Below are 13,438 nucleotides of genomic sequence, written 5' to 3'. Positions count from 1 at the left end.
CGCAGAGATCGTGGTCGGTGGCCGTCACGGCCGCCTGAGGAGGATGACGCAGCGATGGCAGAGCCGGACTCCGGACGGCGAGGCGGGACCCTTGCGATGCCCCCCGCCGACGTCCGGCCGCCGAAAATGGGAGAACTCGTCGCACGGCGGCTCCGGCGCATGATCGTCGACGGGGAGCTGAAGGACGGCGACTTCCTCCCGCACGAGTCGACCCTGCTCGAGCACTTCGGTGTCTCCCGGCCGACGCTTCGAGAGGCCGTCCGCGTGCTCGAAGCCGAGGGCCTGATCGAGTTGCGTCGCGGGTCGCGCACGGGCGCGCGGGTGACCGTCCCCGGTCCGGAGGTGGTCGCCCGTCCCGCGGCGCTCCAACTCCAACTGGGCAGGGCGACACTCGCGGACGTCTACGTCGCCCGCAGCGCGATCGAGCCGACGGCCGCACGCCTCCTCGCCCTGAACTCCGATGCCGACCACGGCGGGCTGGAAGAGGCGCTAGAGGAGGTGCGCGCCAGCCTTGAGGACGCCGAGCGGTTCGCCGTCGCCACTGCGCGGTTCCACCTGCGGCTCGTCGAGCTGTCCGGCAACCAGACGCTCGCGCTGATGGCTGGGATGGTGCACGAGATCATCCTTCGCCAGACACAGAGTTCCGTCCGCACCCGCGAGGCCGAGGCCGAGACGCCGGGTGGCGGCGCCCATGGTGACCCGCGCGCCAACTACCGGCGCGCGGTCCGCGCCTACGAGAAGTTGATCGAACTGGTGCGCGCGGGCGAAGCCGACGAAGCTGAACGGTTCTGGCGCCGGCACCTCGAAGTGGCCGACGAGCTCGTACTCGCCGGCCACCAGGCCACCCGCGTGATCGACGTTCTCGACTAGCGCCCCTCCGGCTCCGGCCCGGCGCCGAGATAGACGGCCGCGAGGACGTCCGGTGAACCGGCCAGCTCTGCGGCCGTACCGGCGAACATGACGCGCCCATGGCCGAACACGTAGGCACGATCGACGACCTCCAAGGCCATCGGGACGTGTTGCTCCACGAGAAGGACGGACGTCCCGTGCTCGGCCGCCCTGTCCTTGAGCATCCTCAGCAGGCCCAGCGCGATGGTGGGCGCTAGTCCCTGCGACATCTCGTCGACGAGCAGCAACTTCGGGCGGCCCAGGAGGGCGCGCGCGAGTGCGAGTTGCTGCTGTTCGCCGCCCGACAGCAGACCGGCACGCCGTGACAGCAGCGTTCGCAGCTTCGGCAACGCGTCGAGCGCCTCGTCCAACGCGCTCTTTCCGGCACGCCGGCCGGGTAGGCCGAGGATGAGATTCTCCCGCACCGTGAGCTGGCGGAACAGCCCCCGGTCCTCTGGAACGAGCCTGACACCGCTGCGCGCCAGAGCGCGGGCGTCCGCCGACCGTCCGATGGAGGAGCCAAGGGCCGTGACCGTGCCCCCGTGGGAGGGCAGGCAGCCTGCCAGGGTGAGCAGGGTGGTGGTCTTCCCTGCCCCGTTGGGTCCGAAGATCCCGACGATCTCCCCCGGTGCCACCTCGAGGTCGAGATCGCGTGCGACGGTCGTGGCACCGTGGCCGACGCTGAGACCGCGGGTTTCCAAGATCTTCACTGGGCGATCCCTCTCTCCGCCGCCTCGGTGACTTCGCCCAGGTAGGCCGCCCGCACAGCCGGATCGTCCCGGATCTGGCCGGGAGTGCCCGATGCGAGCATCCGGCCGCCGTCCAGGACGTGAACGTGATCGCAGTGCCCCAGGACGAGACCCATATCGTGCTCGACGAGCAGGATGGTGGTGCCGTTGTCGCGGATCGCGGCCAGTCGTTCGCCGAGTTCATCGCTCTCGTGCGAGTCGAGGCCGGCGGCGGGTTCGTCCAGCAGCAGGACATCGGGTTGCGCGATCAGGGCGCGGGCCAAGGAGACCAGACTCCGCTGGCCTTGGCTGAGCTGCCCGGGGAACAAGGCAGCGCAGTCGTCCAGGCCGACGGCCCCCAGCGCCTCGCGGACGGCGGGCGAGGTGGCACTCGGCATGGAGCGCAGTTGATGCCACCAGCGGCGGCGTCCCTCCGGTGGTGTTCCGGCGGCGACGTTGTCCCCCACTGTCAGATCGTCGAACAAGTCAAGGGTCTGGAACGTCCGGATGAGCCGCCGGCGGGCGCGCCGGTAGGCGGGCGACCGGTCGATGCGCTCGCCGGCCAGTCGGACTTCGCCGGCTGAGGGCACGAAGCCGGTGCAGGCGTCCAGGAGAGTGGTCTTTCCGGCGCCGTTGGGCCCGATCAGGCCGGTCAGCTTTCCTGCTTCGGCCTTGAGGGTGACGGTGTCGACGGCGCGAACGCCACCGAAGGAGACGCTCAGCTCACGAACTTCCAGCGACGACATGCGTCCCCTCCTCGCTCCCGTTCCCGGAGGCAGCTCCCGGCCGCACCCCACCGCTCCGCAGCCGTTTCCCGAGCCACTGCGCCTGCTCCTCCAGCCGGCCGGCGACCCCGCCCGGTGTGGTGACGAGCGCCGCTATCAAGCCGATGGCACTGACCAGGGCGCTGTACTTGCCGAGGTGGATCCACTTGTCCAGCGCGTAGAACAGCAGGCCGCCGGGAGCGAGGACACCCGCGATGACCGCTCCGGAAACGCGGCTGATGCCCGCGAGGTAGACGACGGCGACGTAGGTGAGCGACACGAACACATCGAAGTCCTGGAACGACAGGCTCTGCTGCTGGTACCCCAGGAGCGTCCCGGCCGTGCCGGCCAGACCGGCCGCGATCCCGAACCCCGCGAGCTTGACGCCGGCGACGTTCACACCCGCCGCGGCGGCCGCGCGCTCGTTGGCGCGCACGACGAGCATCTGTCCTCCGAGGCGCGTCTGCCGCAGCCAGAGCACGGCGAGCACCAAGACGGTGACGACGGCGAGCGCGAACAGCGCGAAGCTGAGATCGCCGGAGCCTCCGAGCCCGACTCCGAACAGGGACGCCTCGGGCACCCTGCTGCCACCGAGGCCGCCCGTCCAATCCGGGTTCTTGAAGACGAACTCGTTGACCGCCATACCGAGCCCCAGCGTCACCACGCCCAGGGTGACGCCGCGAATGCGCAGGGCCGGGATCGCGACCAGGACGCCGACGGCCACCGCCACGGCGATGGCGAGCAGCGGCGCAAGAGGGAAGGGGATGTTCGCGCGCGTGGTGAGATTGCTGAGCACGAACCCCGCCGCGCCCGCGAAGGTCATCTGGGCCAGCGAGATCTGCCCGAGCATCCCGGTGAGAACGACGATGCTCAGACACACGAGCGTCGCGACGATCGACGTGGTCAGCGCCGTCCGATACGGGCCGGTGAGCACGATCGTCAGGATCACGGCGACCACGACGGTCGCGCTGACCGACAGAGGGCGCGGCGGGGTGCGCGGCACTTTCGGCAGCCGGGCCTCCTCGGCGGTACCACGCGAAGGCAGGCGCGCGCCGAGGACGACCAGGGCGACCACGATCACCACGAAGGGCAGCGCCTCGCGCAGTCCGACCTGAGGGAGCCACGACCAGTCCTGCTGAAGTTTCAGCAGAACGCTCTGGAGCATCCCCAGCACGATGCCGGCGGTGACCGTGGCACCGAACGACCGGAGCCGCCCGACGAGCGCGACCGCCAGAGCCGGCACCACGAACAGGCTGTTCGTGACCGGGTCGAGCCCGGTGACGGGGCCGGCGAGGATTCCGAACAGGCCGGCGACGACGCATGCGCAGATCCAGGCCAGGGCCGAGAGCCGTTCCGGCGAATGCCCCAGCAACGTCGCCGCCCGCTCGTCCTCGGCGACGGCGCGCATCGCCAAACCGGTCCGGGTGAACCGCGTGAACGCCCAGAGCAGCGCCGCCACCACGATGACGATCGCCGCCAGGTAGAGCCGGTCGCGCGGGATGGTCGCACCGGCGACCTGAACCGGCTCGTCCGCCAGGATCGTCGGCACGGTGCTCGCGCTGGTCGAGAACCGCAGGACCGCGAGTGCCTGGAGCAGCACCGTCACGCCGACCGTGGCGACCAGCTTCAGCAGGCCGGACGCCGTCCGCAGCGGACGGAACACCAGCGCGTAGGCGAGCAGGCCGATGGCGGCGGCGACGGCCAGGGCGAGCAGGATCTCCACCACGATGGGCAGGCCGGCCATCCGGATGCTGCCGACCGGAAGGACGAGCCGCCCCTCGTTCTCGAGGAACGCGTAGGTGAACGTCACGTACATGGCCAGAGCGCCGAGCGCGACGTTGACCACGCCGGCCGCCTGGTAGGTGAGCACCACCCCGGTCCCGAGCGCCGCGTAGACGGTACCGGCGCCCAGGCCCAGGATGGCGAACTGCAGGAAATCCCCCATCATGCGGAGAACCATTCGCCGCCGGTGTCGACCAGCTTGCCGTTCTTGTACTGAGCGATGCGCGCCTGCTTGGTGCAGAACGCGGTGAGACCCGCGAGCTGCTTGCCGTCACAGGTGACCGTCGGCCCCATGAAGGACTTCAGGTTCGCGGTCTTCTTCAGCGCTTCCGTGACCGCCTTGGGCTGGTCCGGCGCGGAGGCGGTGGCCATAACCTTGGACAACGTCACGACCGTCCCGAACGCTCCCTGCGCGAAACCGGACTCGGGGATGGACTTGTCGTACTTGGCGAGCGCCGCCTCGAACGCCTTGACCTCCGAGTCACCCGACCGCGGCAGGAGCTGCTGGACGGCATAGTAGGTGCCCTCGGCCCCCGGCCCGGCCGCCTTGAGCACCTGCGGGTCCGCGCACGAGCCCGGGAACAGGAACTTGGCAGTGCTGCCGAGCGACTGCTTGGCCTTAATGACGTTGGCGCAGCCGCTGCCCTGCATGATGCCGATCACCACGTCCGTGCCGCCCTTGATGGCCTGGCTGACGGGGCCGGTCAGGTCGGTTTCGTTGTTGCCGAAGGCGACCATGGCGATGTTCGTGACCCCCTTGCCCTGGAGGACCTTCTGGACGTACCCCTGTGCCGCGAGCCGGGCCTGCGGATTGTCGTTGAACATCACCGCGACCTTCTTCGGCTTCAGCTTGTCGGCGACGTACACCGAGCCCGCGCTCACCGATCCGGGCGCGCCGGCCAGCATCGAGTAGGAGTTCGGGGAGGTGAACTCGACCGCACCGATCGGGCTGGACGGCACGTACGGTATCCCGGCCTTGGCAAGCGCCGGGACGGACCCGTCCGCACCGAGATCGAGACCCCCGATCACCGCGGCGGGCTTCTGCCGCAGCAGTTCGGCAGCGCAGTTGGCCGAGGCCGCGGCGGAGCCGTTGGGTGTGCAGACCGCCAGCTTGAGCGGGCGGCCCTTCACGCCGCCGAGGCTGTCGTTGACGTACGAGACGGCGGCACGCGCGGCCTTGCTGATCTCGGCATAGCTGCCCAGGGGACTGGTGTCGTCATTGATCAGACCGACCGTGATCGGGGCGCCGGTCGCCTTGTTCGTCGGCAGTGCGATCGTCGCGTCGTCACCGGAGCCGGACGAGCCGCTCTTGCCGCCGTTGTCGCCGCAGGCGGCGGTCAGCGCCAGCGCGGCGACGGCCAAGGCCGCGGCGGCGACCCTGCCGGTCGACGGCCGGGGTGGGGCGCCGAAGACTCGAGACATGAGCAACTCCGTTAACTAGGTCAACTTGGATTGGAAGGAGTATGCGACGGACGCCCCAAGAGAACAAGAGGGTGACAGAGACCACTTTTCGCGGTATACGCGCACGCCAGGGCACCGGTGGCGTCGGACGCGGCTGTGCCTGACGCTGCCCCCTTGACCGCCGGGTCGGCGCGACAACCCGAGCTAGCTGCAGGAATGCCGCAACCCCGACCGCGCACCCTGAACACACGTGAGGCCCGCCACGAGTGGCGGGCCTCAGGGAAGGTTGTTTTTGGAAGACGTCCTGTTCAGGACGCGCTAAGCCGCGGTGGTCTCAGGCGACTAGGTCGAAGAGCCGTGCGCGGTGATGGCGGGGAGATCCGCCGAGCAGTTCTCCTGTCTTCACGCGCCGCAGCAGCAGGTGCAGATCGTGTTCCCAGGTGAAGCCCATTCCACCGTGGAGCTGCAGCGCCGTACCGGCGACGCGCGAGCATGCCTCGCCAGCGAAGGACGTCGCCGACGACACCTGGGTTCGGCGAGCGACCCGGTCGGCCGAATCGAGGGTCTGTGCGGCGACTCTGACGGTGATGCGGGCGCATTCCACATCCAGCGCCATGGTCGCGCAGTGGTGCTTGACCGCCTGGAAGCTCCCGATCGCGCGCCCGAACTGCTGCCGCTCCTGGACGTACTGGACGGTCATCTCCAGGAGGCGGTCCGCCGCGCCGACGGCGTCCGCCGCATGGTGCAGGGCGACAGCGTCGGCGATGGCCTCGACGACGTCCTCTGCCGTCTTCGCCCAGGAGCCGGACGGAACCCGCACACCGTCGAGGACGACAGATGCGAAGTCGCGGGTGAGGTCGAGGGTCGTCCGCGCCGTACGGGACACCCCGTCGGCGCCGGCCGGGACCAGGGCGAGCATGTGCGAGCCGTCCGCCGCCACAGCGGGCACCAGGAACAACTCTGCAGCCAGGCCGCCGAGGACCAGGGGCACACGACCGCTCAGGGACAGCGTGCCGTCGGCCTGCTCCAGCCCGGCGACGCGTTCCTCGCCCGGTTCCGGCTGCGCGGGTACGGCGATGACCTTGCCCTCGGCGATTCCCGCGGTCGTGTCCGCGGCGATGCCCACGTCGTCCAGCGCCCGGCACACCAGCGCGGACTGCCCGATCGGCAGCGGCGTCGCCGCGCGCCCGACCTCTTCCACGACCAGCGCCAGATCGGCGTGGGTTCCGCCCTCGCCGGAGCGCAGTAGCGAGAGCAGACCCATGGCCGCCGCGGCACCGAGGCCTTCTCGGCGGATCCGGCTACGGCCGGGGTCCCCTGAACGGGCGCCCTCCAGGGCCGATGTGGCGTCCAGCCACTGACGCACCGCCTCGACGAGGGCCTCCTGCTCTTCGGTGATGACGAGTTCCATGCCCCACTCCCTTCCCATTCGACATAGTTTACGAAGTATCCTATGTCAGTATGACCTGGCGTCCCATCCACGGGCCGCCCGGATGTCCACCAGGGAGCCCGGCGCCATGACCGACCCCGTACGACGCCGCTCTGGCGCGGCGGTCCTGCACGCCGCGGCCTGCGAGGTCCTCGTCGAACGCCGCATTCGCGGCGCGTCGGTTCGCGACATCGCCCAGCGCGCGGGCGTCAGCAATGCCGCCCTCTACTACCACCACGCTGGCAAGGAGGAGTTGCTGGAGGCCGGCCTCGCCGAGGCTTCGGACGGCTCCATCCACTCCCGCGAGAAGGCCCTCGATCATGCCTGCGTCGGCCCGGCGACCGGCTCGCCGCCCTTGTCGGCGCAGCCGTCGCTCACCTCGTCGAGCACCGGATGCAGGGCACTCTTCTCCCACCCGGCTTTGGCGGTTCCGAGGCTCAGCGCATGATCGGGGGGTCCTGTCATGCGATCGCCCGGTGGTACGCCCCCGCTGGGCACTCGACCCTGAAACCGGTCATCGACCAGCAGGTTCATCCCGCGCTGCCGTCGTCGAGTGCGATCGGAACACCGACTCCCCGCTCGGCGCGCCCCCTCCGCGGCGATTCCGACCCCACCTAACTTAACGATCATCCAGATCAGGAGAGGAATGCCATGTCAGACGAAGTGCTGGTGGAACACGCCGACGGCGTCACCGTGATCACCATCAACCGGCCCCAGGCACGCAACGCCGTGAACCGGTCCGTCAGCGACGGAATCGCCGCCGCGCTGGACGAATTCGAATCACGCAAGGACCTCACCGCGGCCGTGATCACCGGCGCCGGCGGCACATTCTGCTCCGGTATGGACCTCAAGGCCTTCGTCGCCGGGGAGAACGTCACGGTCCCCGGCCGCGGCCTCGCGGGCATCACCCTGCGCCCCCCGCGCAAGCCGGTGATCGCCGCCGTGGAGGGATACGCCCTTGCGGGCGGCTGCGAAGTGGCGCTCGCCTGCGACCTGATCATCGCGGCCGAGGACGCCAAATTCGGCATTCCCGAGGTCAAGCGAGGCCTGGTGGCCGGCGCAGGCGGCCTGATCCGGCTGCCCCGGCGTCTTCCTTACGCCGTCGCCATGAAGCTGGCCCTCACCGGTGACTTCCTCTCAGCCGCGGATGCAGAAAAGTATGGCCTGGTCGTCGAGGTGACCCGGAACGGCAAGGCATTGGACGCCGCCCGAGACCTGGCTGCCCGCATCGCGGCGAACGCGCCCCTCGCGGTCGCCACGACCAAGGAGGTCATCGTCGCCTCCGCCGACTGGTCCTCGGACGAGGCGTTCGAGCGGCAGGAGGAACTGATCCGGCCGATCTTCACCTCGTACGACGCCCGTGAAGGCGCCACCGCCTTCGCCGAGAAGCGCCCGCCCGTCTGGCGCGGCGAGTAAAGGCAAGCGCGGTCGGATGCTCCGCCCCCGGGCGTCCGACCGCGCTCCCCCCAACTCGTCATCCCGGCAGCCCGCCAGACCTTGACGCCGCGGGTTCGCCGTGGGCGGCGCATCCGCCCAGGCCGGACATCGGCTGATCGGCTCCGTGGCGGTACGGCTTGTGCGCATCGGACGCTGGCCGGTCACGGTCGTTCTCTGAGATCCTCCCCCGCGCAAGCCGCAGATTGCGGGGCTGCGAAGAAACGCCCCCGGCTGGCTGTCTCGGGGACGCGCCGCTTCGATTGCCGTCAGGCGTGGATGGGTCGGTGAACCCGACCGTCGAGGACGAAGTCCTGGCGGAAGGTATGACCATCGGTGAGCAGGAGGCGGGCGACGCCGGGGGTGTAGTCGTTGGTGAGGAGCAGGACGGTGACGAAGTCCTGCGGCAGCCCGGTGGCGGCGTAGCGGCCCTCGTGATCGGTAACGGTGCGCAGAAGCTGGTGGCCGTTCGGGCCCAGGATCGTCACACCGGCCTGGGCGACGGGAGTGCCATCGGAGGTACGCACGGCGCCGACGAGCATGGGCGGCTGGCCTCCGAAGCGCTGGTGGCGGTCCGGATCGGCTGCGTGCGGTGCGGGTGCCTCGAAGGTGGGATCCTCGACGGGCTCCTCGATCTGCACCTCGGCTATGGCGCTGGGGGTTTCTCCGGCATGGGCGGCCTTGCGGCGCTCGAGGAGGAAGCCCGCTCCGATCAGGGCGGCTCCGGCGGCGAGCCAGGCGCAGAGCACCAGCGTGGGACGAAGAAGGTCCTGCTTGCCGAAGTAGAAGATGCCGTGCAGGGCGTCGATCAGGTTGCCCAGCGGCATGACCGGGTGCAGCGCGCGAAAGAAGCCGGGCACGAGTTGGTATGGGATGGCGCCGCCGCTGGACGGTATGGACAGCAGCACGAAGAGGGTGATGGCGACACCTGGGATGAACTGGCGGACGAACGGGACCAAGCCGTAGGTGACCCACGCCACCGCCTGCGTGATCATGAAGGCGTAGAGGATGGCGAGCGGCTGGTTCGGGACGATGTCCATGGACAGCCCGACCAGATAGCCGACAACGCTGGTGAATGCGCCGATTCCGGCGAGGGTGAGCAGCTTGACGCGGCGGCTCACGGTGACCGCCCGCATGAGCATCATCACCGAGATGTAGGGCACGATGTTCCAGACCATCGCCATGTAGAACAGACCGGTGCCGGTGAGGTCCCCCTTGGCCGTAGGCGCCACTTCGACGATCGTGAGCTTCTGGCCGCCCTGCTTGGCGATACCGGTGAACGTAGTGGTGGCGGCCTGTTCGAGGTAGGTGCCGTCCGCCTTGGCGACGTAGAGGACGGCCTTCTTCCCCTCGACGCTGTAGGCGGCGACGGCGTCGCGGCCGGTGACCTTGTCCTTGGCGGCGGCCGCGTCGTTGACCGGCATGATGTCGAACGCTCCCGGCGCCTGCTGGTCGAGTCCGGCGCTCAACTGCGCGGCCGCCACCGGCCCCGATACCGCGACCTTCACGTCATGCGGCGACGGCGAGTGGAAGGGGAGCATGTAGCAGAACAGGAAACCGAAGAAGAACAGCAGCGGGAACCACAGGCTCCCAGCCAGCGTACGAGCCAGCTGCGGCTTGTCCTCCTGCTCGGTTTGCTCATCGCTCACGCGCGGTGCCTCTCTGGACGAAGGTTGCGGTGCGGACATGCGCTGGGGGGTGGACGGGGCGCGCAGACTCCGTGACAGCCGGACTCGGCTACCGGTCATCGAGACCGCCCAGGAGCGGCACCGCCAGTGGTTCGGGGCACCGGACCAAGGCGCCCCCAAGAGGCTAACATCTGTAAGTCAAGTTGGCTAACGACTGTTACCCGATTCACTGGGCAGTATCGTTTCACGACGGACGCGAGGAGGAGGCAAGCCCATGGCGCCGACACAGGAGGGCCCTGCCCGTACCCGTGTCCCGAACCGCTGGGGGCAGGGTGAGCGGCTGCGCACCGAGATCCTGCGGGCCGCCGGGCGCCTGCTCGCCCAAGGCGGCAGCGAGGACAGCCTGTCGCTGCGAGCGATCGCCCGGGAGACGGGCATCGCCGCTCCCAGCATCTACCGCCATTTCCGCGACAAGACCGAGATCGTCTGGGAAGTGCTGGCAGGCGCTTACGGCGAACTCGCCGCGGTGATGCGGGAGGCGGAGCGTTCCGCAGGCGGCTCCCCTCGGGAGAAGCTCGCCGCGATGGCCGACGCCTACTGCCAGTTCGCCGCCGATCGACCGCGTCACTATCGCCTGATGTTCGACCTCGAGCAGTCCGCCGTTCCCATGGAGCGGCTCGCCGGGCACCCCGTCGGCGAGATCCTCGACACGTGGGAAGCCGCGGTCAGTCGCCTCCTAGAGGACCATCCGCATCCGCGCCTGGACGCCCGGCAACTGGCCATCCTGCTGTGGACGGCCCTTCACGGCCACGTGAGCCTGCGCCGGGCGATGCCGGTCACTGACGATGTGGGGCAGCAGAGCCGGACCCACCAGCAGCTGCTCACCGAACTCCTCGGCCCGGAATCCTGACCGGGGCCTTCCCGCTCGCCGCTACGGCCCCAAGGGGCCCACTCGTCGAAGCGGATTCTGGCCGCGTCGGCGAGATCACAGACTTCGCACTGTCCCGCTGGACGCCCGCTCCTGCCGCTGTGACACTCGGCGTGCATCCTGGACTAGGGCCTGTCCGACGGATCGAGCCGCCTCAGCGTCGAACAGGGCCAACCGTCAGTTTCGACCGTCCCGGCAGCGGGCCACAGCCCGCCCCAGCAGTGCCCCAACGCTGCCGGGCTCGTGTTCCGCCGGCGGCGAGTGCTTCATCGGACATGCCCTAGAAGGTGCCGCCGTCGATGACGATGCGCTGCCCGGTCAGGTAGGACGCGCCGTCCGACACCAGGAACCGGACGACGTCGGCGACCTCCTCCGGCGTGCAGACGTGCCCATAGGGGGACACGGCATCCCGCTGGCGAATGTCCGCGACGCCCATCGTGGCGCGCACCAGCCGCCGCCCCATGTCGGTGTCCACCACTCCGGGCGCGACCACGTTGACGTGCATGCCGTTGCCGCGCTCTTCTTTGGCCAGAACCTGGGCGAGGGCCTCCTGAGCCGCCTTCCCCATCGAATAGGGCCCGCTGAAGGCGTCCAAGAGGTCGGTGGCCACGCTGGACACGAACACGATGTCGCTGCGGTCGGCGCGCCTCAGCAGCGGGATCAGCGCCTGGCTGAGGTGGTGCGGCCCGAAGGCGTGCACGCGCAGCACCCGCTCCAGCTCGGCCGGGTCGGTGTCGGCCACGCTGTTGCCGCGGCTGGCGATCCCGGCGCTGTGCACGAGGATGTCCAGCTCGCCGAGCTCCTCCTCGACCGCGGCGGCGAGGGCCCGGCAGGCGTCGAGGGAGTCGACGGACGCCTGGAAGGCGTGGCCGCGCGACCCGGCGGCCTCGATGTCGGCGACGGTCTTGCGAGCGGCCTCCTCGTCGCGCCGGTAGGCGATCGCGACCCGGGCGCCGTCGGCGGCGAGGGCCAGCGCGATGGCGCGGCCGATCCCCCGGCTGCCCCCGGTGACCAGGGCCGTACGGCCGGCGAGAGAACTCATGAACACTCCTTCATCAGGACATGTGCGGCGAACACCATCCGGTTCGCTCGCGGCGGAGACGTAAGCGCCCCCTGACTCGTCTAGCGGCGTAGTGGTCGTAAGACTCGACGGTGATGTCGAGCACGCGATGCAGCAGCGGCCCGGCCATCGCGGCGATGCCGTCGAAGCCCTGGCCGACCGTCGCGCCGCCAGTGTGGTGGGCCCGAAAGCCCTCACAGGATCACGGTGACCGGGAAGTCGGCGAAGATTGCGTGCCAGTCGGTCTCGGGCCGGTCGATTCCGCATCGGGCGGCGTACCGCTCGACCTCACCCACATACGCTCCTCGTCCGCGAGCCGGTGGGACGTATTGGAGCGGCTACCGCCGATCAGCGAGGCCGTCGGGTTCCGTCGCAGCCCGCCGTCCAGGTGGGACACTCAGCGCCGAGTCCATCCACCAGTAGATCTCCGGCCGCATCACCCTCCTCCGAGGTGAACATAGCTTACGAAGTATACTATGTAACCCACGTGAGGTATTCGCATCCAGGAGGCACTACATGCGCGTCGAGGGCATCAGCACACTGGTCACGGGCGGGGCGTCCGGCCTCGGCCTCGGTACGGCCACCCGGCTGGCCAAGGCCGGCGCCCGCGTGGTCATCGCCGACCTGCCCCGTTCACGCGGCGCGCAGGTCGCGGACGAACTCGGGGACAACGTACGGTTCGTGCCCACGGACGTTACGTCCGAGCAGCAGCTGCGCGCCGCCATAGAAGCGGCCCGAGAGGCCGGCCCGCTCCGTGCCCTGGTGCACTGCGCCGGCATCGGCCACGCCATCCGCGTCGTGGGACGCGACGGCGAGCCGGGTGACCTGCCGGCGTTCGAGCAGGTCGTACAGGTCAACCTGATCGGTTCCTACAACGCCCTGCGCCTAGGCGCCGCTGCCATGGCGGCCGGGGAGGCGGTGGACGGCGAACGCGGCGTGATCGTGCTGACCGCGTCGGTGGCCGCGTTCGAGGGCCAGATCGGCCAGATCGCCTACACCGCCTCCAAGGCCGGCGTCGTCGGCATGACCATCGTGGCGGCTCGCGACCTGGCCTCCAAGCACATCCGGGTCAACACCATCGCACCCGGCCTGATGGACACGCCCCTGTTCGACTCGCTGCGCGACGACGTCAAGCAGTCGCTGGCGGCATCCATTCCGAACCCGCAGCGGTTCGGGACCACCGACGAGTACGCCCAGACCGCGCAGTTCCTCATCGAGAACGCCTACGTCAACGGCGAGACCATCCGCCTCGACGGGGCCATCCGGATGGCCCCGCGCTGACGCGGCTGGAAGGACGTGCCCTGGACGCACCGATGTGCGTCCACGGCCCGGCGCCAACCCGCCCGGGCGGGCCCCCCCAAGCCCGGAGGGGCCCGCAGCAACACGCCCGGGAGTG

The 13,438-nt window shown here is 69.8% G+C and carries 12 protein-coding genes; 5 read left to right on the top strand and 7 right to left on the bottom strand.

The annotated features are described in order from the left end of the window. Positions 1-54: 54 nt before the first annotated feature. On the top strand, positions 55-870 hold the full coding sequence (locus tag AB0C78_RS43105) for an FCD domain-containing protein (protein WP_360759914.1): 816 nt from the start codon (positions 55-57) through the stop codon (positions 868-870). On the opposite strand, the gene AB0C78_RS43100 is transcribed toward AB0C78_RS43105, so the two are convergent. The 5 genes from AB0C78_RS43100 to AB0C78_RS43080 all read right to left on the bottom strand — a co-directional run bounded on the left by AB0C78_RS43100 (position 867) and on the right by AB0C78_RS43080 (position 6,992). Then, the gene (locus AB0C78_RS43100; protein ID WP_360759911.1) at positions 867-1,598 is read right to left on the bottom strand and encodes an ABC transporter ATP-binding protein; all 732 of its coding nucleotides are present in this window, start codon (positions 1,596-1,598) and stop codon (positions 867-869) included. The genes AB0C78_RS43105 and AB0C78_RS43100 overlap by 4 nt on opposite strands. Next, on the bottom strand, positions 1,595-2,362 hold the full coding sequence (locus AB0C78_RS43095) for an ATP-binding cassette domain-containing protein (protein ID WP_360759908.1): 768 nt from the start codon (positions 2,360-2,362) through the stop codon (positions 1,595-1,597). Before AB0C78_RS43095 ends, AB0C78_RS43100 begins: the two co-directional genes overlap by 4 nt. Then, a complete protein-coding gene (locus tag AB0C78_RS43090) occupies positions 2,340-4,328 on the bottom strand; it encodes an ABC transporter permease (RefSeq protein ID WP_360759905.1) in 1,989 nt (662 codons plus the stop codon). The genes AB0C78_RS43095 and AB0C78_RS43090 overlap by 23 nt, the downstream gene beginning before the upstream one ends. After that, positions 4,325-5,524: an ABC transporter substrate-binding protein gene (locus AB0C78_RS43085; protein WP_360759902.1), complete on the bottom strand. Its 1,200-nt coding sequence runs from the start codon at positions 5,522-5,524 to the stop codon at positions 4,325-4,327. The genes AB0C78_RS43090 and AB0C78_RS43085 overlap by 4 nt, the downstream gene beginning before the upstream one ends. A 373-nt stretch (positions 5,525-5,897) precedes the next feature. Then, complete coding sequence (locus tag AB0C78_RS43080) at positions 5,898-6,992, bottom strand: acyl-CoA dehydrogenase family protein (protein WP_360759898.1); 1,095 nt, start codon at positions 6,990-6,992, stop codon at positions 5,898-5,900. An 88-nt stretch (positions 6,993-7,080) separates the two neighbouring features. Here AB0C78_RS43080 and AB0C78_RS43075 point away from each other — a divergent pair, with 88 nt between their 5' ends. Both AB0C78_RS43075 and AB0C78_RS43070 read left to right on the top strand, forming a co-directional pair. After that, on the top strand, positions 7,081-7,440 hold the full coding sequence (locus AB0C78_RS43075; protein WP_360759895.1) for a helix-turn-helix domain-containing protein: 360 nt from the start codon (positions 7,081-7,083) through the stop codon (positions 7,438-7,440). Between the two features lie 203 nt (positions 7,441-7,643). Further along, the gene (locus tag AB0C78_RS43070; RefSeq protein WP_360759892.1) at positions 7,644-8,408 is read left to right on the top strand and encodes a crotonase/enoyl-CoA hydratase family protein; all 765 of its coding nucleotides are present in this window, start codon (positions 7,644-7,646) and stop codon (positions 8,406-8,408) included. Positions 8,409-8,695: 287 nt separating this feature from the next. Here AB0C78_RS43070 and AB0C78_RS43065 read toward each other — a convergent pair whose 3' ends face one another. Then, the gene (locus AB0C78_RS43065) at positions 8,696-10,075 is read right to left on the bottom strand and encodes a carboxypeptidase regulatory-like domain-containing protein (RefSeq protein WP_360759889.1); all 1,380 of its coding nucleotides are present in this window, start codon (positions 10,073-10,075) and stop codon (positions 8,696-8,698) included. Between the two features lie 253 nt (positions 10,076-10,328). Here AB0C78_RS43065 and AB0C78_RS43060 point away from each other — a divergent pair, with 253 nt between their 5' ends. Continuing rightward, entirely contained in the window at positions 10,329-10,964 is a 636-nt protein-coding gene (locus AB0C78_RS43060) for a TetR/AcrR family transcriptional regulator (RefSeq protein ID WP_360759886.1), read from the top strand. Between the two features lie 298 nt (positions 10,965-11,262). Here the strand turns inward: AB0C78_RS43060 and AB0C78_RS43055 are convergent, their stop codons facing one another. Then, a complete protein-coding gene (locus tag AB0C78_RS43055; RefSeq protein ID WP_360759883.1) occupies positions 11,263-12,024 on the bottom strand; it encodes an SDR family oxidoreductase in 762 nt (253 codons plus the stop codon). A gap of 534 nt (positions 12,025-12,558) precedes the next feature. Here AB0C78_RS43055 and AB0C78_RS43050 point away from each other — a divergent pair. Beyond that, positions 12,559-13,323, top strand: coding sequence for an SDR family NAD(P)-dependent oxidoreductase (locus AB0C78_RS43050; protein WP_360759880.1), 765 nt, complete (start codon positions 12,559-12,561; stop codon positions 13,321-13,323). Positions 13,324-13,438: the final 115 nt, after the last annotated feature.

Source organism: Actinomadura sp. NPDC048394 (assembly GCF_040651755.1).
Lineage (GTDB): Bacteria > Actinomycetota > Actinomycetes > Streptosporangiales > Streptosporangiaceae > Spirillospora > Spirillospora montaniterrae.
The sequence above is the reverse complement of the archived record's forward strand: the minus strand, read 5'-3'. Positions and strand labels throughout refer to the sequence as shown.

What these genes read in the sequence shown, in the direction of transcription:
- AB0C78_RS43090 (WP_360759905.1), bottom strand. Translation starts at nt 4,328, where the DNA reads ATGATGGGGGATTTCCTGCAGTTCGCCATCCTGGGCCTGGGCGCCGGT.
- AB0C78_RS43060 (WP_360759886.1), top strand. Translation starts at nt 10,329, where the DNA reads ATGGCGCCGACACAGGAGGGCCCTGCCCGTACCCGTGTCCCGAACCGC.
- AB0C78_RS43105 (WP_360759914.1), top strand. Translation starts at nt 55, where the DNA reads ATGGCAGAGCCGGACTCCGGACGGCGAGGCGGGACCCTTGCGATGCCC.
- AB0C78_RS43095 (WP_360759908.1), bottom strand. Translation starts at nt 2,362, where the DNA reads ATGTCGTCGCTGGAAGTTCGTGAGCTGAGCGTCTCCTTCGGTGGCGTT.
- AB0C78_RS43055 (WP_360759883.1), bottom strand. Translation starts at nt 12,024, where the DNA reads ATGAGTTCTCTCGCCGGCCGTACGGCCCTGGTCACCGGGGGCAGCCGG.
- AB0C78_RS43075 (WP_360759895.1), top strand. Translation starts at nt 7,081, where the DNA reads ATGACCGACCCCGTACGACGCCGCTCTGGCGCGGCGGTCCTGCACGCC.
- AB0C78_RS43070 (WP_360759892.1), top strand. Translation starts at nt 7,644, where the DNA reads ATGTCAGACGAAGTGCTGGTGGAACACGCCGACGGCGTCACCGTGATC.
- AB0C78_RS43080 (WP_360759898.1), bottom strand. Translation starts at nt 6,992, where the DNA reads ATGGGAAGGGAGTGGGGCATGGAACTCGTCATCACCGAAGAGCAGGAG.
- AB0C78_RS43050 (WP_360759880.1), top strand. Translation starts at nt 12,559, where the DNA reads ATGCGCGTCGAGGGCATCAGCACACTGGTCACGGGCGGGGCGTCCGGC.